The sequence below is a fragment of the Enterobacter cloacae complex sp. 385G4 genome (assembly GCF_057320665.1).
This window is the reverse complement of the sequence record NZ_JBXWDD010000012.1, coordinates 43697-62549: the sequence shown is the minus strand read 5'-3', so window position 1 is coordinate 62549 and position 18853 is coordinate 43697. Positions and strand designations below refer to the sequence as shown.

Here is an 18853-nt window from a genome sequence, read left to right as displayed (position 1 = left end):
TATGCATCCATGAAAAACATGAAACTGGAGTGGAAAAGAGGTGACTGGGCGGCCTATTTCGGGTTGATGACCAACAACCTGACTAATTTGCTGACCATGATGGGGTTGCTCATTTTTGTCGTCGGCATCCCGAAGGAGATTGTTTATGGACGCATCGCGCCGGCCTTCGGGCTGGCGGTGCTGGTAGCGAGCTTATGCTACACATGGTTTGGTCTGCAAATGGCGCGCACCACCGGACGTACGGACGTCACCGCGCTGCCGTCCGGCCCGAGCGCACCCTCGATTTTTACCGTGACCTTCCTGGTCCTGATGCCCGTCTACCAGCAAACCGGCGATGCGGATTTCGCGATTCAGATTGGCCTGGTGTGGTGCTTCGTGGAAGCGATGATCCTCGCGGGCGGCTCGTTCCTGGGTGAGACCATCCGCAAGATGATCCCGCGCACCGTGCTGCTGTCGTGCCTGTCCGGTCTTGGCCTGCTGCTGCTGGCGATGAACCCAATGTTGCAGGCGTTCGAAGCGCCCACCGTGTCGTTCATCGTTCTGCTGCTGATCTTCATTAACTGGTTCGGTAAAAAGCCGATTTTCGCCAAAATCCCGACCGGCCTGCTGCTGCTGATTGCCGGAACGGCGCTGGCGTGGATTTCCGGACTGCAAAGCCCGGATGCCATTAAAGCGTCTATGTCCTCCTTCGGCTTTAATCCGCCGGAAGTGCACGTGGACAGCTTTATGCAGGGCCTGCCGCACGCGCTGCCGTATCTGGCGTCCGCCGTACCGCTGGGGCTGGCGAACTACATCTTTGACCTGGAGAACATCGAAAGCGCCCACGCGGCGGGGGATGAGTACCCGACCCGCAAGGTGATGCTGGCGAACGGCCTGGCTTCCATGCTCGGCTGCCTGATGGGCAACCCGTTCCCGGTCACGGTCTACGTGGGCCATCCCGGCTGGAAGGCGATGGGGGCGAGCATCGGCTACACGCTGGCGTCCGGCGTGACCATGTTCATCGTGCCGCTGTTCGGGCTGGGGGCCTTTATGCTTGCCATCATACCGATGACCGCTATCGTGCCGATTCTGGTGTTTATCGGCGTCGTCACCGCCAACCAGGTGGTGCGGGAAACGCCGAAAGTGGAGGTGCCCGTCATCTTTATCTGCCTGTTCCCGTGGATCGCTAACTGGGCGCTGACCATGATGAACAGCGTGATGAGCGCGGCGGGAACCAGCGCGGCGAAAATTGGCACCGACGTGCTGCACAGCAAAGGGATCTACTACGAGGGGCTGATGCACCTCGGCAACGGCGCGCCGCTCGCCAGCATGCTCTGGGGCTGTATCGCTATCTTCGCCATCATCAACAAACCGCTGCGCGGGGCCGCCGCCGCCGCAGGAGGCGCGCTGCTGGCGCTGTTTGGCGTGATCCACGCGCCAGTGGTGGGCTTTGCCGAGGGCAGTTCCCTGATGTTCGTCACGGCCTACCTGATGATGGGCGGCATGTTTGTGGTGAAGCATTTCCTCGACAGCCGCGAAGTTGCGAGCGCTGAAGTTACTGTTGCGAAGGAAAACGTATGAAAGAGCTAATGGTCGTCGCCATCGGCGGCAACAGCATTATCAAAGACAACGCCAGCCAGTCGATTGAACATCAGGCGCAGGCGGTCAAAGCGGTGGCCGAGTCGGTGCTCGAAATGCTGGCCTCCGACTATGACATCGTCCTCACCCACGGCAACGGCCCGCAGGTGGGGCTGGATCTGCGCCGCGCCGAGATCGCCCATGAGCGGGAAGGGCTGCCGCTGACCCCGCTGGCAAACTGCGTGGCGGATACCCAGGGCGGCATCGGCTACCTGATCCAACAGGCGCTCAACAACCGCCTGGCGGCGCGTGGCGAGCAAAAGGCGGTCACGGTCGTCACCCAGGTGGAGGTGGATAAAAACGATCCCGGCTTTACGCACCCGACAAAACCGATCGGCGCGTTCTTCAGCGAGGCGCAGCGCGACGAGCTACAGCTCGCGCACCCGGACTGGCATTTTGTCGAGGATTCAGGCCGGGGCTATCGCCGCGTGGTGGCCTCGCCCCAGCCGCTGCGCATCGTCGAGGCGGATGCGATTAAGGCGCTAACGCAGAAAGGTTTTGTGGTCATCGGCGCGGGCGGCGGAGGCATTCCCGTGGTGCGCAGCGAGCAGGGGGATTATCAGAGCGTGGATGCGGTTATCGATAAAGATCTCTCCACCGCGCTGCTGGCCCGTGAGATTTGCGCCGACGTGCTGGTGATAACCACCGGCGTGGAGAAAGTCTGCGTTAACTTCGGCAAGCCAGACCAGCAGGCGCTGGACACCGTCAATGTAGCGCAGATGACGCGCTACATGGACGAAGGTCACTTCCCGGCGGGCAGCATGCTGCCCAAAATCGTCGCCTCGCTGGCATTTTTACGTCATGGCGGCAGGCGGGTGATCATCACCTCGCCAGACTGCCTGCCCGCCGCGCTGCGCGGGGAAACCGGTACCCATATTGTGAATGAAGGAAGATGAGATGAGTGAAAACAAAAGCCGCCGTGAATTTATCAGCCAGAGCGGCAAAATGGTCACCGCCTGCGCGCTGTTTGGCGCAACCGGCTCCGTCGCGTATGCTGCCGATTCTGCAAAGCCACTCTGCGAGACCGGTAAACCGATGAAGATCACCGCGAAACATTACTATCTGGACAACGTGCTGCTTGAAGCCGGGTTTAATTTCGAGGGCAGCGTGGCGACAGGCACCCGCACCGAGCTGAAAACGCTGGAGATTAAAGACGGTAAAATCGTCGCCCTGCGCGACAACGGCAGCCACGCCGACGCGACCCTGCCGCACTACGACGCGGGTAAAAAGCTGATGCTTCCGGCGATGCGCGACATGCACATTCACCTGGATAAAACCTTCTACGGCGGCCCGTGGCGCTCCCTGAACCGTCCGGCGGGCACCACCATTCAGGACATGATCCGCCTGGAGCAGAAGCTGCTGCCGGAGTTAAAGCCCTACACGCAAGAACGCGCCGAAAAGCTGATCGACCTGATCCAGTCCAAAGGGTCCACTATCGCCCGCAGCCACTGCAATATTGAGCCGGTTTCCGGCCTGAAAAACCTGGAAAATTTGCAGGCGGTTCTGGCGCGCCGCAGCGCAGGTTTTGACTGCGAAATCGTTGCCTTCCCGCAGCACGGCCTGCTGCTCTCCAACGCTGAAAAGCTGATGCGCGAGGCGATGCAGGCGGGGGCGCACTACGTAGGCGGGCTGGACCCAACCAGCGTTGACGGCGCGATGGAGAAATCGCTCGATACCATGTTCCAGATTGCGCTGGATTACGACAAAGGGGTGGATATTCACCTCCATGAAACCAGCCCGGCGGGCGTGGCGGCGGTGAACTACATGGTGGAAACCGTGGAGAAAACGCCGGAGCTGAAGGGAAAACTGACCATAAGCCACGCCTTCGCGCTGGCGACGCTCAACGAGCAGCAGGTGGATGAGATTGCCACCCGCATGGCGGCGCAGCAGGTGACCATCGCCTCCACCGTGCCGATTGGCACCCTGCACATGCCGCTGAAGCAGCTGCGGGAGAAGGGCGTGTTTGTTATGACCGGCACCGACAGCGTGATCGACCACTGGTCGCCGTACGGTCTGGGGGACATGCTGGAGAAAGCTAATCTGTACGCCCAGCTCTATATTCGCCCGAACGAGCAGACGCTCTCCCGCGCGCTCGGCATCGCCACCGGCGACGTGCTGCCGCTGAACGATAAAGGTGAACGCGTATGGCCGAAAGCGCAGGACGACGCCAGCTTTGTGCTGGTGGACGCCTCCTGTTCCGCCGAGGCGGTGGCGCGCATTTCTCCGCGCACCGCGACGTTCCACAAGGGGAATCTCGTCTGGGGCACGGTCGCCTGACGCCACGATGGGGTATCGCTACAGGTGATACCCCGACAATCGCAACTCCCGATCAATCCACTCGACGAACTGCTGGATCTTCCACGCGCGTTCGTTCATGTGCGGCATCACCAGATGATGCGCGTTAATGGCGATTCCCATCTCATCCGGCAGCACCTGTACCAGCGAGCCATCCTTCAGGTGATCGGTAGCCATCATTTTGCTCTCCAGAATAAACCCCAGCCCCATGCGCGCCGCTTCAAAGCTCATGTAGGAACGGTCGAAGCTGAGGCTGAAATTGAGCCAGGGCCTGTCGATATTGTGCCAGGCGAACCATTTTTCCCAGTTCACCAGAGTGCTGGTGGAGGAGATAAGCGACTGTTGCAGCAGATCGGCGGGCGTGCTGATGGGATGCTCTTCTGCATAGCCCGGCGAGGCCAATACTACCAGCGTGTCGTTTTTAATGGTCATCACCCGGTAAGCATCCCAGTCCGGAATACCATGACGGATATCAATGTCGATATTATCTCTGGCGAACTGCAGGTTCTCATAGGAGCAGGTGAGATTGATGGTGATATCAGGATATTCGGCGCGGAATCTGCCCAGACGGCGCAACAGCCATGACAGTCCGAAGGTGGGGGAAGAGTGCACGCGAAGCACAGCATTGTCTTTTTCTTTCACGATCTGATCGGTGGCGCGCCCAATGGCGCTCATCGCCGCCGAGACCTCCCGCAGATATTTTTCTCCCGTCGGGGTGAGTTGAACCCCTTTGCCGCTGCGGATAAATAATTTCTTGCCCAGCCACGATTCCAGCGACGCGATCTGGTGGCTTACCGCCGAAGGCGTGACGTTGAGCTGTTCCGCCGCCTGATGGATGCTCAGGGCGTTAGCAACGGCGATAAACGCCTGCAAATTTCTGAGCGAGGGCAGCGATAACGTCTGGCGATCCTGCGCGGACATGGCCTACTCCTTACACGATAATTGATAAAAAACATAACATTGAGACTGCGAGCGGGCAATTTTATCCCGATGTTATTTTTTTGAGCTGTATCGCGAATCAAATTTATCTCAGCAATAAATGAGCTTTATTGAATGGCGTTTCATGGGGGAGCCGATATATTGACGTTGAACGCAATAATAAAACGACTCACGGTGTTCGAATAATGAGGTAAGTTATGTCTCGTATAGAACAAGCTGTCCCCTACATAAAGACTAAAAAAACCAATTACCGTTTCGTTGTGCTGGCATTAATTTTTATTGTTTATGCCATTAACTATGCTGACCGAACAAATATTGGTGCGGTACTGCCGTTTATCATTGACGAATTTCATATCAATAATTTCGAAGCCGGTGCCATCGCCAGCATGTTTTTTTTGGGATACGCCCTGAGCCAAATTCCTGCGGGCTTTTTTATTGCCAAAAAGGGAATTCGCGGCATGGTGGCACTGTCGATATTCGGCTTCTCTGCCTTTACCTGGCTGATGGGCACCGCAACCTCGGTTCTGGGCCTGAAGTGTATCCGCCTGGGGCTGGGGTTAACAGAGGGGCCGTGCCCGGTCGGGCTGGCCTCCACCATCAATAACTGGTTTCCGCCAAAGGAGAAGGCCACGGCCACGGGCGTCTACATCGCCGCCACCATGTTCGCGCCCATCCTCGTGCCGCCGCTGGCCGTGTGGATCGCCATGACCTGGGGCTGGCGCTGGGTCTTCTTCTCCTTTGCGATCCCAGGATTGGTCATTGCCGTCCTGTGGTATCTGCTGGTACGCACGAAGCCGTCCGAGAGCGCATTCGTCTCTAAAGCGGAGCTGGAGACCATTACCGCCGGTCAGGAGACGCCGGACGCCAGACGTGAAAACATCGTGATTTCACCGGGCTTTGCACGCCTCGATCGGCTGATCCGCGTGCGGGAGTTAGCCCCGGTAAGCACGGTGAAAGGGCTGTTTACCTCGAAGAATATTCTCGGCGACTGCTTGGCCTATTTTATGATGGTCAGCGTGCTGTACGGACTGTTGACGTGGATCCCGCTCTATCTGGTGAAAGAGAAAGGCTTTACGTTTATGAGCATGGGGCTGGTCGCCAGCATGCCGTGCATCGGTGGATTTATCGGTGCGATTTTTGGCGGCTACGTCTCCGACAAACTGCTCGGCCGCCGACGTAAACCGACCATGATGTTTACCGCCATCAGCACCGTTTTAATGATGGTCATTATGCTGAATATTCCGCAAAGCACCGTGGCGGTTTGCGTCGGACTATTTTTTGTCGGTCTCTGTCTGAATATTGGCTGGCCCGCTTTTACAGCTTATGGCATGGCTGTTGCGGACAGTAAAACCTATCCCATTGCCGCGTCCATCATCAATAGCGGCGGTAATCTCGGCGGATTTGTTTCCCCGATGCTGGCAGGTTATCTGCTGGATAAAACAGGTAGTTTTAATTCCGTGTTTATTTATTTCGGTATTTGCGCAGCCATTGGCTTAATTATGATTATGCTGCTGGAAGAACCGAAATAAATCATTAAATATCTCTTGTCCGAATGGAGTAAATATATGCTACTGAAAAATAAAGTCGCCGTTATTACCGGCGCGGCTTCCGTACGCGGTTTGGGTTTCGCTACGGCGAAATTATATGCCGAACAGGGTGCGAAAGTGGTGATTATCGATTTAAACGCTGAAGCCAGCCGGGCTGCCGCCGCGAGTCTGGGCGACGAACATCTGGGCCTTGCGGCGAACGTCAGCAATGAATTACAGGTTAATGCCGCCATTGAGCAGGTGCTGGGGAAATACGGGCGCATCGATATTCTGGTGAATAACGCCGGCATTACTCAGCCGATCAAGCTGATGGATATCAAACGCGAAAATTACGATGCGGTGCTTGACGTCAGCCTGCGCGGCACGCTGCTAATGTCCCAGGCGGTTATTCCCACTATGCGCGCGCAAAAGTCGGGCAGCATCGTCTGCATTTCATCGGTATCGGCCCAGCGCGGCGGCGGCATCTTCGGCGGCCCACACTACAGCGCTGCAAAAGCGGGTGTGCTGGGACTGGCAAAAGCCATGGCGCGTGAACTGGGGCCCGACAATGTGCGGGTAAACTGCATCACGCCGGGTCTTATCCAGACGGACATCACCGCAGGCAAGCTGAGCGATGAGATGAAAACGTCCATTCTGGCGGGCATTCCGCTTAACCGCCTCGGAGACGCGCAGGATATTGCCCGCGCCGCGCTGTTCCTCGGCAGCGACCTCTCTTCTTACTCCACCGGTATCACGCTCGACGTGAACGGCGGGATGCTGATCCATTAAGGAGATACGACGATGATGGATACCACAGTTCAACAGGTTGCCGCTGCGGCCTGGCGCATTCGCCGCTACGCGCTGCGCATGGGCGAAGTGCAGGGGCAGGGCTACATCGGGCAGGCGCTGGGCTATGCCGATGTGCTGGCCACCGCGTTTACCCACGGAATGAACCTAAAGCCGGGCGAGCCGGAGTGGGAAGAGCGCGACCGTTTTCTGCTCTCCCACGGCCATTACGCCATTGCCTGTTATGCGGCCCTGATTGAAGCCGGGATCGTTCCTGAAGAGGAGCTGGAGACCTATGGTGCGGACGACAGCCGCCTGCCGATGTCCGGTATGGCAACCTACACGCCAGGTATGGAGATCTCCGGCGGTTCGCTGGGGCAGGGCTTAAGCATTGGCGTTGGCATGGCGCTGGGGCTGAAGCACAAGCAGAGCGCGGCATGGGTCGTTAACTCCATGTCGGACGGCGAGCTGGACGAAGGGTCAACCTGGGAAGCGGCGATGTCGGCGGCACATCACGGCCTGTCGAACCTGATCGTGCTGGTGGACATTAACCGCCAGCAGGCGGATGGCAACTCGCACGCGATCCTCGGCTTTGAGCCGCTGGAGGATAAATGGACCTCCTTCGGCTGGTACGTGCAGCGCGTGAACGGCAACGATGTTCCTGCGCTGGTGACGGCGTTTGATAACGCCAAACGCTACCCGGAAAACCAGCCGCGCGTCATTTTGTGCGACACGCTGATGGGCAAGGGCGTGCCGTTCCTCGAAAAGCGTGACAAGAACCATTTTATTCGCGTGGATGCTGACGAGTGGCAAAAGGCACTCGCCGTGCTGGATGCCAACAAACCTGAAGGAGTGCTGTAATGAGCCAGACCACGGAGAAAAAACCGCGTTTAACCACGTCGGCGATGATTGCCTCCATCGCGGAAGAGGGCCAGGAGACGCGCGCCGCACCGTTCGGTCACGCGCTGGTGAAGCTGGCGGAACAGCGACCGGAGATCGTCGGCATGACGGCGGATCTGTCGAAGTACACCGATCTACACATTTTTGCCCAGGCCTACCCGGAACGCTTCTTCCAGATGGGCATGGCCGAACAGCTGCTAATGGGGGCCGCGGGCGGCATGGCGAAAGAGGGCTTTATTCCTTTCGCCACAACCTATGCCGTCTTCGCTACCCGCCGCGCCTACGACTTTATCCATCAGGTGATTGCTGAAGAGCACCTGAACGTGAAGATCTGCGCGGCGCTGCCGGGGCTAACCACCGGTTACGGGCCGAGCCACCAGGCGACGGAAGATATTGCGATTATGCGCGGTATTCCGGGCATGACGATTATCGATCCCTGTGACGCAATCGACACGGAACAGGCGGTGCCGGCGATGGCAGCGCACGATGGCCCTGTCTATATGCGCCTGCTGCGCGGCAAGGTGCCGGTGGTGCTGGACCAGTACAACTACCAGTTTAAGATTGGCAAAGCTGCGCTGCTGGAAGAGGGGAGCGATGTCCTGATCGTCGCCTCAGGCCTGATGACCATGCGTGCGCTGGAGGCGGCGAAGCAGCTGCGTAAGGATAACGTCAGCGTGGCGGTGCTGCACTCGCCCACCATTAAGCCGCTGGACGAAGAGACGATCCTGGCGCAGGCCGCGAAGCCGGGACGGCTGGTCATCGTGGCGGAAAACCACAGCAGCGTAGGCGGGTTGTGCGAAGCCGTCGCGTCGCTGTTGATGCGCAACCGCGTGAACGTGGATTTCGATACCGTCGCGCTGCCGGACGCGTTCCTTGATGCGGGCGCGTTGCCCACCCTCCATGACCGCTACGGGATCTCAACCACAGCCATGGTGGAGAAAATCCGGCGCAGGCTGTGATTTATCAGACGGATACGTTGCCAACGGGCGAGGGGTGCTTTACCCTCGCCTCTGTTGCGATAAAGGAGTCCGTCATGGCACAAAACATCTACGACAACCCGGCGTTTTTTGAAGGCTACGCTCAGCTTCCGCGTTCGGTGCACGGGCTGGACGGTGCGCCTGAGTGGCCTGCGCTCAAGGCAATGCTGCCTGATTTAACCGGCAAAGCGGTTATCGATCTCGGCTGCGGCTACGGCTGGTTCTGCCGCGCGGCGCGCGCGCTGGGCGCTAGCGACGTTACGGGCGTCGATATCTCAGAAAAAATGCTTGCCCGCGCGGCTGAACTGACGGATGACGTGCAGATTCACTATCAGCGTAGCGATCTGGAATCTCTTCAGCTTCGCGAAAACAGTCTCGATCTGGTCTATAGCTCGCTGGCGCTACACTACCTGCCGGAGCTGGACACGCTATTCGCCAACGTTCAGCGCGCGCTAAAACCGGGTGGCAGCCTGGTCTTCTCGATGGAGCACCCAATTTACACCTGCGCCACCCGTCAGGGCTGGCTGACCGACGACAGTGGCGAGCGGTTCTGGGGCGTGAACCATTATCAGGACGAAAGCCAGCGCGTCAGCAACTGGCTGGCGGATGGAGTGATTAAATACCACCGAACGCTGGGCACCACGCTTAACGCGCTGATAAAGGCCGGGTTAACGATAAGTGAAGTCAATGAGTGGGGACCAACGCAGGCGCAGATTGACGCCTGGCCTGCATTGTCCGAAGAGGCGGAGCGCCCGATGCTGGTGCTGATGTCCGCCCGTAAGGCTCAGTAACCTACCTTATACACCCGCCCGCTCTGCACCCCTTCCACGCTGCGGCGGTAGGCCTGGGCCACGGTCGCGGCGGGAACGCTTTCAAAGCCAGGGAAGAACCCGTCATATGCTTCGGCGGATTCCGTCAGTACCGTTGGGCTAATCAGGTTAATGCGGATCCCGCGCGGCAGTTCGCAGGCTGCGGCGCGGACAAACCCTTCCAGCGCCGCATTGACCGTGGTGGCATTCACGCCCTGCGCAATCGGCTCGTGCGCCACAATCCCGCTTATCAGCGTAATCGAGCCGCCTTCGTTCAGATAATGCTGGCCAGTCAGCGCCAGACGCACCTGCCCGAGCAGCTTGTCCTGCAGGCCCTGGTTGAAGTCGCTGTCCTTCATGGTCGCGAGCGGGCCAAAGTAGAGACCACCGCTGGCGGAGACAATCGCATCCACCGGGCCGATTTTCTCAAACAGCGCCTGCACGCTCGCCTGCGAGGTGATATCCACCTGGTAGTCGCCCCGCGTGCGACCCACGCGGATGACCTCGTGACGACGGCTTAACTCTTCGGTTACGGCACGACCGACCGTACCGCTGGCACCAATAATGACGATTTTCATATCCGACTCCTCATGTTGTGAGCCCTCATTCTTTAATAAATAAAAAGTCAGATAAACTGGGCTAAAGTTAGATGATTGCTAACCAGGGGTTTGGAATATGGATAAGCTTCGCGGCATGGAGACGTTTATCGCGGTGGTAGAGAGCGGCAGCTTCACCGGCGCGGCGGCGCGGCTGGAGATGTCGGCGGTGATGGTCGGGAAATATATTGCGCTGCTCGAATCTCAGCTCGGCACGCGGCTGCTGGAGCGCAATACCCGTCGCCAGAGCCTGACCGACGCCGGACGCGTTTATTTCGAAGAGGCCAGGCGCGTGCTGGAGCAGGTCTCGATTGCCGAAAGCGCGGTTGAACGGCTGCGCGCGGCGCCCGCCGGCACCCTGCGCGTCACCGCCCCCACGTCGTTTGGCGGCTGCGCGATCGCCCCTCTGACGGCCACATTTTTGCAGCGCCACCCGGAAGTGCGTATCGAACTGGATCTCACCAACCGGATGGTCGATCTGGTGGAAGAGGGGGTCGATCTGGCCATTCGCATTGGCGATATCCGCAATGACGATCTGGTGGCGAAATATCTGTGTCCCTACAACATGGTGATCTGCGCCGCGCCGGATTATCTGGCGCGACACGGCACGCCGCAGACGCCCGCCGATCTGGTGGATCATCTGTGCCTGTCGCATACGGTGTGGACCGCGCGCAACGAGTGGCGGCTGCCGGGTGCGGAAGGGGAGGTGCGCTGGAAGCGTGATGCGATCTTAAGATGCAACGACGGCTACGGCTTACGCATGGCGGCGCGAGCCGGGGCAGGGCTGCTGCTGCAACCGGAAGTGCTGGTGGCGGAAGAGCTGGCAAGCGGCAGGCTGGTGCGCGTGCTGGAGCCGTTCACGCCCGCGCCGAGGCCGGTACATTTACTGTGGCGTCAGGATTTGCGTCCCCTCCCTAAGCTAACGGAATTTATTGCTCATATTCTGCTAAGATTGGGCACAATATAAAAAAAGAAGGTAATCAAAGAATGTCTGCAAACAAACTCGCCAGCAGCGCGCAGGGCCTGCAATCATCTGCCATCCGTGAATTATTAAAACATAGCAAAATGGCGGGCGTGATTTCGCTGGGCGGCGGTATTCCCAATCCGGACCTGTTCGATCGCGAAGGGCTTAAAATTGCCGCCGATGCCGTGTTGTCACAGAATTTTGGCGAGGCGTTCCAGTATGGCCTGACGGAAGGCGTACCGGGGCTGCGCGAAGAAATTAAACGCATCTGCGAGGGGCGCGGCATCGCCTGTAAGGCCGATGACGTGGTCATTACTTCCGGCTCTCAACAATCTCTGGACGTGCTGGCGCGTGCGTTAATTAATCCGGGCGATACGGTTGTCGTTGAACGTCCTACCTATCTCGCCGCGCTGCAGGTCTTTGGCCTGGCACAGGCGAATTTTGAATCCGTCGGCACCGACGGCGACGGCATGAAGGTCGATGAACTTGAAGCGTTGGTGGCGAAGAAAACCATCAAGGCGGTTTATATCGTTCCAACCTTTGGTAACCCTGGCGGCGTAACGCTTTCCGAAGCGCGCCGTAAACAGCTGGTGGAATTATCAAAGCGCTATGATTTCGTGATTATCGAAGACGATCCATACAGCGAAATTAACTACACCGACGACGTATTCCGCCCGCTGATTGCCCATGCGAAAGATATCGGCAATGAAGATAACGTGGTGTACACCTCTACCTTCTCCAAAATCCTCGCGCCGGGCACCCGCGTGGGCTGGGTGCTGGTGCCGGAATGGCTGAAGCGCGCGGTGGTGAACCTCAAGCAAACCACCGATCTGCACACCAGCACGCTGTCCCAGCTGATGACCTACGAGTACCTGAAAACCGGGCGTCTGGCGAACCAGATTAAAATGATCCGCGAGGCCTATCGCCAGAAATACCAGACGTTTGCAACGGAACTGGAAGCCGAGCTGGGCGATGTGATGTCGTTCCACAAGCCGAAGGGCGGGATGTTCCTGTGGGCAAAAATGAACAACGGCATGAATACGACGAAATGGCTGGAAAAAACCTTAAGCAACGGCGTGGTGTTTGTACCGGGCGAGTTCTTCTACTGCAACGAACCGGACCAGACAACGCTGCGCATGTCATTCGTCACCCCAACGGATGAGCAGCTTAAAGAAGCGGTTCGACGCCTGAAGATCTCCCTGTAACCGGGGCTTATTGTGTGGCGTGGGCGAGCGCGCGGTCAGATGCATGACCGCCGATCGCCTGCGTAACTTCATGGATCCGACAAATTTTCCCCTCCCGCAACGCGGCAAACATATACACCTCTAATTCCGCCTGGCGACCATCTGGATATGTCACCGTAGCCCAGTGCCGGTCTGCTAAAAGATTCTCGTGACAGGCCAGCTCTTCTACCCTGAATGCGATCGCGCGGATCTGCGAGCGGACGTGGTTCAGGTGCTGCACAAAACCCCGATAATCAAGCGCGTGACCATCCGTGTACTGCTGGTAATCGGGCGTGAACACCTCTGCGGGATCTAATTCGCCTTTGAACAAGCGGCTTAACAGGCACGCCATTTTTTCGCGCTGTAGGGTATTGTCAGGCTGGGCTATCAGGGTTGTGATGATGCTCATGTTGGCTCCTTGTGTAGTTGAGCCACCATTATCCTTGACAGTCGGCGGCGCAGTTTCTGTAATACGTCGATGAATAACGATTTTCGGCCAGGATAAAATGATCGGTACAGAGACGCTCCGCCATCCCAGCGGTTACCGCACCGCGTGGCACAGCCATCCCACCGGACAGCTCTGGCGTATTGCAACGGGGCTGCTGGTGATTGAGACCCAACAGGGGCGTTCGGTTGTACCGGCAAACCATATTGGCTGGATCCCGCCGGGCCAGCAGCATGCCGCCTTTTCTGAAAGCGCGATAGAAGGCTGCGCTATCTATCTTGACCCTCCGTGCTGTGCAATGCTTCCCGATGCCCCCGCGCTGTTCGAGCCCGACGATCTCACTCATGCACTGTTTTCCCGCTTAAGCGTTGCAGAAAACGAGTACGATCCGCGAAAGCTCACCCTGCTGCTGGATGAGCTTGCCCTGACGCCTCAGGTGCGCTTTTATCTGCCCGTACCGACGGATCCGCGTCTGAAGAACGTGGTCAGCCACTTGCTGCAGTGTGTCGATGATAATCAAACGGTCAAGAGCCATGCCAGCCATGCCGGGATGAGCGTGCGTACCTTTAACCGTCGATTTAGCGCCCAGACGGGAATGAACTTCGTCAACTGGCGGCAGCTGGCGCGCGTCATGCAGGCAATGGAGTGGCTGGCGGCGGGGAAGCCGGTGGGATGGATTGCGCTGTCCTGCGGCTACAGCAGCGTCAGCGCATTTATTGAGGTTTTCAGAGCATGGACCGGTAAAACGCCGGGGCAGTGGGGGATTAAAGGTGGCTAAAGTGAACGGAATGACCACCACAGCCGTATGTTCCCCTCACCCTAACCCTCTCCCCAAAGGGGCGAGGGGATTGTTCAGTGCTAGCATTAATGTGTGGGGAACCCTCAGCCTTTGGGGAGAGGGAGAAGATCGTAGCCGCTGCCCGGCGAAGACTATCGCTCCCTCAGCGCCTCCTTCGCCCGGTTAAACGGCTTGATCAGATAATCCAGTACCGTTTTCTCCCCGGTCTTAATGTCCACTGTGGCAATCATCCCCGGCACGATCGAGAAATGCCTGCCCGCCTTATTCACCAGGTAATCCTGGCTGGTGCGGATAAACACGCGGTAGTAGAACACCTCCGGCTTGGCCTCGTCCTGGATAGTGTCCGGGGATATAGTCTCCACCACCCCGTGCAGCCCGCCGTAGATGGCGTAATCGTAGGCGGTGATCTTCACCAGCGCCTCCTGGTTCGGGTGGATAAAGGCGATATCGCGCGGCGAGAGGCGGGTTTCAATCAGCAGATGATCGTCCACCGGCACAATCTCCATCAGTTCGCCGTTGGGCGGGATCACGCCGCCGATGGTGGTGACTTTGATATTTTTCACGATCCCGCGCACCGGGGATTTTACCGTCAGGCGGGTGACGGAATCCTCGCGGCCTTTGAGGATCGCCGAGACCATATCCACCTCGGCGTTGGCCTTGGATAGCGCCTCGCGCGCCTGAACGTAATACTGGGAACGCACGTCGGTGAGCTTCAGCTCCAGATCGCTTTTCTGCCGCTGCAGGCGGAGCACTTCCACGTGGCTGGCGGCGCCGGTTTTTACCAGCCGCTGGGTGATCGCCAGCTCTTTGTTTGCGAGATCTAACGCTGAACGCAGTTCACGCTGCGTGTCCTCCAGCTGCGCGCGGCGCGAATTGTAGAGCCGCGTTTCGGCGGCGGTCAGTTCGGTCCATTTCTCCAGCGAAGGCGGGAACTTCAGCGGCAGATCGTTCACCTCGGCGTACAGACGGGCGCTGGAGGCCAGCGACGCGCGGTAGCGCGCCGCGCTTTCGCCGACGTTAGATTCCGAGCGGGTAGGATCCAGCCGCGCCAGCACCTGTCCGGCCTGCACCTGATCGCCTTCGTGTACGTTCAGCTCGGTGAGGATCCCCCCGTCCAGCGACTGCAACACCTGCTCGCGCGAGCTGGGGATCACTTTTCCGGTTCCCGTTGAGACTTCATCCAGCATCCCAAACCACGCCCAGACGCCCAGCGCCACAAACATCAGCAGCGAGAAGATCACAATCCGCCGCGCGCCGGTATAGCCGCTTTCGGAGTCGAGCGCATTATCCAGATCGTCCATCGCGGCCACGTCACGCTGACTGATTTTCATTTTTCCACTCCCGTCCGGTTGCTGCCTGCTGCTGTTGCTGCATGCGGCTGTTGTTCAGCGCTTGCGCTTTTGGCGCGTCCATGACCAGCATCCCATCTTTCAGCACGACCACGCGCTCCACCAGCTCCAGCACCGGCACGCGGTGGGTGGCGACAACCAGCGTCCGGTTGCCGAGCCACGCCCCCAGGCGCTGGATAAATTCCCGCTCGGTGTGCTCGTCAAGGGAAGCGGTCGGCTCGTCCATCAGCACGATATTCGGATCGCGCAGCAGCATCCGCGCCAGCAGAATCGACTGCCGCTGCCCGCCGGACAATCCCACGCCGTTCTCCATAATCGGGTAGTCCAGCCCCTTCGGCAGCTTCTGCACAAAGCTGGCCGCGCCGCACATCTCCAGCACCTCGAAGATCTCTTCGTCGGTGGCGCGCGGCATGCCGAGGGTGATGTTCTCGCGCAGGGTGCCGTAAAACAGCCGCGCGTTCTGGGTCATAAAGCCAACGTTTCGCCGCACGTCGGCCACGTCCAGATGCGGCAGGCTGAGGTTGTCGAGCCGCAACTCGCCGGCCGCCAGATCCATGCCGCCCGCCATCGCCTGCAGGAGAGTGGATTTGCCCGCGCCGTTACGCCCGAGGATCGCCACTTTCTCGCCCGGCCTGATCTCAAGACGGTTAATGCGCAGCGCCATGCGCGGATCTTCCGGCTGATAGCGGAACTGCGCCTGCTCGAAAAGATAGTGTCCGCGCAGCACGTCCTGGCGGATCGGCGTCTCTTCACGCTGATTTTCAGTAGGAAGCTGCATAATACTGTCCAGCCCCTCTTTAGCGGCCTTAACCTGCTGCCAGCGGGCGAGCACGCCGCACAGCGTCGCCATCGGGGCGATCATCCGCGAGGCCAGCATCGAAGCGGCCACCACCGAGCCGGTGGTCAGCGTGCCGTCAATCACCATCGGCGCGCCAACCACGATCACGGCGGCGTAAACCAGGCTCTGGACGGTCATCCCCCAGCTGATCAGGTTCTGCGTCAGCTCGCGGGTGCGCAGGCCGGATTCCGCGGTGATCTGGATATAGCTGTTCCACTGCTGCAAAAAGCGGTTCTCCGCCTGCATCAGCTTGATGTCCTCCAGCCCCTGTACGCTCTCCACCAGCACCGCGTTGCGCAGGGTGGATTCATGCGCCGACTGCCTCGCCAGCTCGGCCAGCTTCTTTTGCAGCAGCAGGCCCGGCAGGACCATGATTACCGCCGCTACCGGGGCGATCCACGCCAGCTGCGGCGCGATGATCGCCAGCACCACCACAAACAGGAAGAAGAAGGGCAGATCGACAATCGTCGAGATGGTGGAAGAGGTGACCATCTCGCGGATCTGCTCCAGCTCGCGCAGCTGGGAGATAAAGCTGCCGGTGGAACGCGGAATGGCGCTGTGGCGCAGCCGTAACGCGTGGCCGAACACGCGATCCGAGACGCGCAGATCCGAGCGTTTGCCCAGCAGATCCATAATGTGCCCGCGCGCAACGCGCAGCACAAAGCCAAACAGGGTGGCGATCAGCACCCCGATGGTCAGCACGTAGAGCGTCGGGTAGGACTGGGCGGGGATCACCCGGTCATACACCTGCATGGAAAAGACAATGCCGGAGAGGGAGAGCACATTGATAAACAGCGCCGCCAGCATCACCCAGCTGTAGGGACGCAGGTCGCGCATCACCAGCCGGTAGAGCCAGTCCGGACGGTACTTTGAGATGTAGGCGTCCACGCGGCTGTCTTTCAGCGCGGCCAGCGGACGCAGGGCGATAACGTGGCGGATGGCGGGCAGCATTGCGCTCATCGACAGGCGGTTGGTGTATGTCTTGTCGTCGAAAAAGCTGACCTCGAGCGTATCTTCTCCGTCGAAATTCTCAATCACGCCGATTTTTCCGTCGTTCAGCGCCACCACCACCGGCAGACGCCAGCTGTTGATCGACTGCTGATCGGCCGTCAGCAGCTGGAACGTCAGCCCGGCTTCACGGGCAAGCTGAGTCAGCGCGGGCACCATCGGTTTGCCTTTCAGCCACGGCGCGCCCGCGACGAGCGAGCCTGGCGAACAGGCAACGCGGTAGCGCGTGGCGACAAAGCCAAACGCCTGAGCCCACTGCTCCAGCGCCTCATCCGTCATCGTTTCCCCCTGCGGGATGTCGCGTTGCTTCATGGCTGGATCTCCACGGTCTGGATGGTGCGGTTATCAAGATCGAACGCATGACGCAATTGCCCTGTGTTATAGAGGCAGTTGAGCTGCAGCTGATGCAGCTGACCGAGGGTCTGCTGCTGGGTAAAGCGCGCCTGATAGACCTCCTGCTCGGCGTTGAGCACGTCCAGCAGCGGGCGCGAGCCGAGATCGAGATACTGCTGCTGGTAGAGCTCGCGGGTGCGGGCGCTGAGCGCCTCCTGGCGGCCCTGAATTTGCAGCGTGCTTTGCAGGCTCATGACCTGGCTGCGGGCCTCCAGCAGCTTCTGGCGGACATCGAGGCGCGTGCGCTGAATGGTCGACTGCGCCGCTTCCACCGCGTGACCGGCGGCGTTGCGTCGGGCGGTGAGTCCGCCGCCCTGATAGAGCGGCATCTGGACTTTCACCCAGGCGGAATATTGGGTGCGATCCCGCGTTTCGTTACCCGCGTAGCGATCGTTCAGGTAGTGACGGACTTCCGGCTCCAGCGAGACGGTTGGCGTCATCTGCGCGTCGGCGTAGTCAAGGTTAGCCTGAGCGACATTCGCCTGTGCCCAGGCGGCGAGGACCGCAGGCACCAGACGATCGTCCGGCTCGGCGATATCGCAACTGCGGGCCAGCTTCTGCGGAAAGTCATTGCTGATATCGTTCAGGCTGTTCCAGCCGAGAAAGCTCATCAGCGTGGCGCGGGCGCTGTCGAGGCTGGCCTGATACTGCATCAGCTGGGCGCGCGCCCCTTCAATGCGCGCGTCGGTCTGCACCACGTCAGACAGGGAAGTGGCCCCTTCGTCGTTACGCTGGCGGGTCAGGGTGCCTATTGATGAGAGGGCGTCAAGCTGCTCTTTGGCGGTGTCGACCATCTGCTGCCAGGTTTGCACCTGCACCATGGCGATAGCGGTATCGTGGGCGATGGTGTCGATGCTGACCAGCACGTTGGCCTGCTGCTGGGCGACCCCGGCGTTTTCGGCCCGCACCTGGCTTGCCACTTTGCCGAAGTCGTAGAGCATCTGTGATAGAGAGAGCACCAGCGACGGCGTAAAGCCGTTCTGGTCGCCGTCGTGGGAATACCCGTTGTCCATGCCGGCGTTGATTTGCGGATAGTATTTCGATTTGGCGACGTCGACCTCTTCGTTCTGTTCGTAGAGTTTGCCCACGGCTTCAGCGATCGCCGGGTGCCAGGTGACGGCGCGATTAACGGCCTCGCCAAGCTGTAGTGAACCGGGAGCGGCTTTGCCTGCCACCGGGGCGACGCGGCCATTCAGTGAGGGGAGTTCCTGCGTTTCGCGGAGCTGTCCGGTATTGATGGTTGCCGCCGGGTTTGCCGCGATGGCGGGTACAGATATCAGGCAGCACGAGAGCCACCAGTAAGGCATCTTTATTCCCATGTCTTGTCCCTAATAAATAAGTACAGCTTTATTATTTATGCCCGGGCGCTGTGCGCCCGGGTCATGTCCT

General features: G+C 59.3%; 17 protein-coding genes. 11 read left to right on the top strand and 6 right to left on the bottom strand.

From position 1 onward, the window contains the following. The first annotated feature begins 9 nt into the window (after positions 1-9). From AC2FAJ_RS21135 to AC2FAJ_RS21125, 3 genes are read left to right on the top strand one after another with little or no spacing between them, the layout of a single operon-like run. On the top strand, positions 10-1560 hold the full coding sequence (locus tag AC2FAJ_RS21135) for a xanthine permease (protein ID WP_236278870.1): 1551 nt from the start codon (positions 10-12) through the stop codon (positions 1558-1560). Next, positions 1557-2513: a carbamate kinase family protein gene (locus tag AC2FAJ_RS21130; RefSeq protein WP_193540608.1), complete on the top strand. Its 957-nt coding sequence runs from the start codon at positions 1557-1559 to the stop codon at positions 2511-2513. Before AC2FAJ_RS21135 ends, AC2FAJ_RS21130 begins: the two co-directional genes overlap by 4 nt. A gap of 1 nt (position 2514) precedes the next feature. Then, complete coding sequence (locus AC2FAJ_RS21125) at positions 2515-3894, top strand: amidohydrolase family protein (protein ID WP_485454492.1); 1380 nt, start codon at positions 2515-2517, stop codon at positions 3892-3894. A gap of 18 nt (positions 3895-3912) precedes the next feature. Here the strand turns inward: AC2FAJ_RS21125 and AC2FAJ_RS21120 are convergent, their stop codons facing one another. Then, a complete protein-coding gene (locus AC2FAJ_RS21120; RefSeq protein WP_028014161.1) occupies positions 3913-4833 on the bottom strand; it encodes a LysR substrate-binding domain-containing protein in 921 nt (306 codons plus the stop codon). Positions 4834-5048: 215 nt separating this feature from the next. Between AC2FAJ_RS21120 and AC2FAJ_RS21115 the strand changes: the two genes are divergently transcribed. The 5 genes from AC2FAJ_RS21115 to AC2FAJ_RS21095 all read left to right on the top strand — a co-directional run bounded on the left by AC2FAJ_RS21115 (position 5049) and on the right by AC2FAJ_RS21095 (position 9831). Continuing rightward, positions 5049-6380: an MFS transporter gene (locus AC2FAJ_RS21115; protein WP_041908551.1), complete on the top strand. Its 1332-nt coding sequence runs from the start codon at positions 5049-5051 to the stop codon at positions 6378-6380. A gap of 36 nt (positions 6381-6416) precedes the next feature. Continuing rightward, positions 6417-7166 carry an SDR family NAD(P)-dependent oxidoreductase gene (locus tag AC2FAJ_RS21110; protein ID WP_003862216.1) on the top strand — a complete coding sequence of 250 codons (750 nt, stop codon included), beginning with the start codon at positions 6417-6419 and terminating at the stop codon, positions 7164-7166. Between the two features lie 12 nt (positions 7167-7178). Next, positions 7179-8024 (top strand): transketolase, encoded by an 846-nt coding sequence (locus tag AC2FAJ_RS21105; protein ID WP_041908553.1) that lies wholly within the window; start codon positions 7179-7181, stop codon positions 8022-8024. Continuing rightward, complete coding sequence (locus AC2FAJ_RS21100) at positions 8024-9022, top strand: transketolase family protein (RefSeq protein ID WP_047364369.1); 999 nt, start codon at positions 8024-8026, stop codon at positions 9020-9022. Before AC2FAJ_RS21105 ends, AC2FAJ_RS21100 begins: the two co-directional genes overlap by 1 nt. A gap of 74 nt (positions 9023-9096) precedes the next feature. Continuing rightward, positions 9097-9831 (top strand): class I SAM-dependent methyltransferase, encoded by a 735-nt coding sequence (locus AC2FAJ_RS21095; protein ID WP_059353949.1) that lies wholly within the window; start codon positions 9097-9099, stop codon positions 9829-9831. On the opposite strand, the gene AC2FAJ_RS21090 is transcribed toward AC2FAJ_RS21095, so the two are convergent. Then, entirely contained in the window at positions 9825-10427 is a 603-nt protein-coding gene (locus AC2FAJ_RS21090; protein ID WP_028014155.1) for a short chain dehydrogenase, read from the bottom strand. The two genes, AC2FAJ_RS21095 and AC2FAJ_RS21090, sit on opposite strands and share 7 nt — an antisense overlap. Positions 10428-10524: 97 nt before the next feature. Between AC2FAJ_RS21090 and AC2FAJ_RS21085 the strand changes: the two genes are divergently transcribed. Together AC2FAJ_RS21085 and AC2FAJ_RS21080 are read left to right on the top strand one after the other, a co-directional pair. Further along, positions 10525-11412 (top strand): LysR substrate-binding domain-containing protein, encoded by an 888-nt coding sequence (locus tag AC2FAJ_RS21085; RefSeq protein WP_485454491.1) that lies wholly within the window; start codon positions 10525-10527, stop codon positions 11410-11412. Between the two features lie 20 nt (positions 11413-11432). Then, positions 11433-12614, top strand: coding sequence for an aminotransferase-like domain-containing protein (locus AC2FAJ_RS21080; RefSeq protein ID WP_028014153.1), 1182 nt, complete (start codon positions 11433-11435; stop codon positions 12612-12614). 7 nt (positions 12615-12621) lie between these two features. On the opposite strand, the gene AC2FAJ_RS21075 is transcribed toward AC2FAJ_RS21080, so the two are convergent. Then, positions 12622-13041 carry a nuclear transport factor 2 family protein gene (locus AC2FAJ_RS21075; RefSeq protein WP_060572327.1) on the bottom strand — a complete coding sequence of 140 codons (420 nt, stop codon included), beginning with the start codon at positions 13039-13041 and terminating at the stop codon, positions 12622-12624. A gap of 97 nt (positions 13042-13138) precedes the next feature. Between AC2FAJ_RS21075 and AC2FAJ_RS21070 the strand changes: the two genes are divergently transcribed. Further along, positions 13139-13855, top strand: coding sequence for an AraC family transcriptional regulator (locus AC2FAJ_RS21070; protein ID WP_485454490.1), 717 nt, complete (start codon positions 13139-13141; stop codon positions 13853-13855). A gap of 152 nt (positions 13856-14007) precedes the next feature. Here the strand turns inward: AC2FAJ_RS21070 and AC2FAJ_RS21065 are convergent, their stop codons facing one another. Genes AC2FAJ_RS21065 through AC2FAJ_RS21055 form a run of 3 tightly spaced genes read right to left on the bottom strand, consistent with a single transcriptional unit; the run spans position 14008 to position 18783 of the window. Next, positions 14008-15177 carry a beta-barrel domain-containing protein gene (locus tag AC2FAJ_RS21065; protein WP_088204896.1) on the bottom strand — a complete coding sequence of 390 codons (1170 nt, stop codon included), beginning with the start codon at positions 15175-15177 and terminating at the stop codon, positions 14008-14010. A 10-nt stretch (positions 15178-15187) separates the two neighbouring features. Beyond that, positions 15188-17383 (bottom strand): type I secretion system permease/ATPase, encoded by a 2196-nt coding sequence (locus tag AC2FAJ_RS21060; protein WP_041908564.1) that lies wholly within the window; start codon positions 17381-17383, stop codon positions 15188-15190. After that, positions 17380-18783, bottom strand: a complete 1404-nt coding sequence (locus AC2FAJ_RS21055) for a TolC family outer membrane protein (RefSeq protein WP_041908566.1) — start codon at positions 18781-18783, stop codon at positions 17380-17382. The genes AC2FAJ_RS21060 and AC2FAJ_RS21055 overlap by 4 nt, the downstream gene beginning before the upstream one ends. Positions 18784-18853: the final 70 nt, after the last annotated feature.

What these genes read in the sequence shown, in the direction of transcription:
- AC2FAJ_RS21095 (WP_059353949.1), top strand. Translation starts at nt 9,097, where the DNA reads ATGGCACAAAACATCTACGACAACCCGGCGTTTTTTGAAGGCTACGCT.
- AC2FAJ_RS21100 (WP_047364369.1), top strand. Translation starts at nt 8,024, where the DNA reads ATGAGCCAGACCACGGAGAAAAAACCGCGTTTAACCACGTCGGCGATG.
- AC2FAJ_RS21120 (WP_028014161.1), bottom strand. Translation starts at nt 4,833, where the DNA reads ATGTCCGCGCAGGATCGCCAGACGTTATCGCTGCCCTCGCTCAGAAAT.
- AC2FAJ_RS21085 (WP_485454491.1), top strand. Translation starts at nt 10,525, where the DNA reads ATGGATAAGCTTCGCGGCATGGAGACGTTTATCGCGGTGGTAGAGAGC.
- AC2FAJ_RS21060 (WP_041908564.1), bottom strand. Translation starts at nt 17,383, where the DNA reads ATGAAGCAACGCGACATCCCGCAGGGGGAAACGATGACGGATGAGGCG.
- AC2FAJ_RS21115 (WP_041908551.1), top strand. Translation starts at nt 5,049, where the DNA reads ATGTCTCGTATAGAACAAGCTGTCCCCTACATAAAGACTAAAAAAACC.
- AC2FAJ_RS21055 (WP_041908566.1), bottom strand. Translation starts at nt 18,783, where the DNA reads ATGGGAATAAAGATGCCTTACTGGTGGCTCTCGTGCTGCCTGATATCT.
- AC2FAJ_RS21130 (WP_193540608.1), top strand. Translation starts at nt 1,557, where the DNA reads ATGAAAGAGCTAATGGTCGTCGCCATCGGCGGCAACAGCATTATCAAA.
- AC2FAJ_RS21105 (WP_041908553.1), top strand. Translation starts at nt 7,179, where the DNA reads ATGATGGATACCACAGTTCAACAGGTTGCCGCTGCGGCCTGGCGCATT.
- AC2FAJ_RS21090 (WP_028014155.1), bottom strand. Translation starts at nt 10,427, where the DNA reads ATGAAAATCGTCATTATTGGTGCCAGCGGTACGGTCGGTCGTGCCGTA.
- AC2FAJ_RS21070 (WP_485454490.1), top strand. Translation starts at nt 13,139, where the DNA reads ATGATCGGTACAGAGACGCTCCGCCATCCCAGCGGTTACCGCACCGCG.
- AC2FAJ_RS21075 (WP_060572327.1), bottom strand. Translation starts at nt 13,041, where the DNA reads ATGAGCATCATCACAACCCTGATAGCCCAGCCTGACAATACCCTACAG.
- AC2FAJ_RS21110 (WP_003862216.1), top strand. Translation starts at nt 6,417, where the DNA reads ATGCTACTGAAAAATAAAGTCGCCGTTATTACCGGCGCGGCTTCCGTA.
- AC2FAJ_RS21080 (WP_028014153.1), top strand. Translation starts at nt 11,433, where the DNA reads ATGTCTGCAAACAAACTCGCCAGCAGCGCGCAGGGCCTGCAATCATCT.
- AC2FAJ_RS21125 (WP_485454492.1), top strand. Translation starts at nt 2,515, where the DNA reads ATGAGTGAAAACAAAAGCCGCCGTGAATTTATCAGCCAGAGCGGCAAA.
- AC2FAJ_RS21065 (WP_088204896.1), bottom strand. Translation starts at nt 15,177, where the DNA reads ATGGACGATCTGGATAATGCGCTCGACTCCGAAAGCGGCTATACCGGC.
- AC2FAJ_RS21135 (WP_236278870.1), top strand. Translation starts at nt 10, where the DNA reads ATGAAAAACATGAAACTGGAGTGGAAAAGAGGTGACTGGGCGGCCTAT.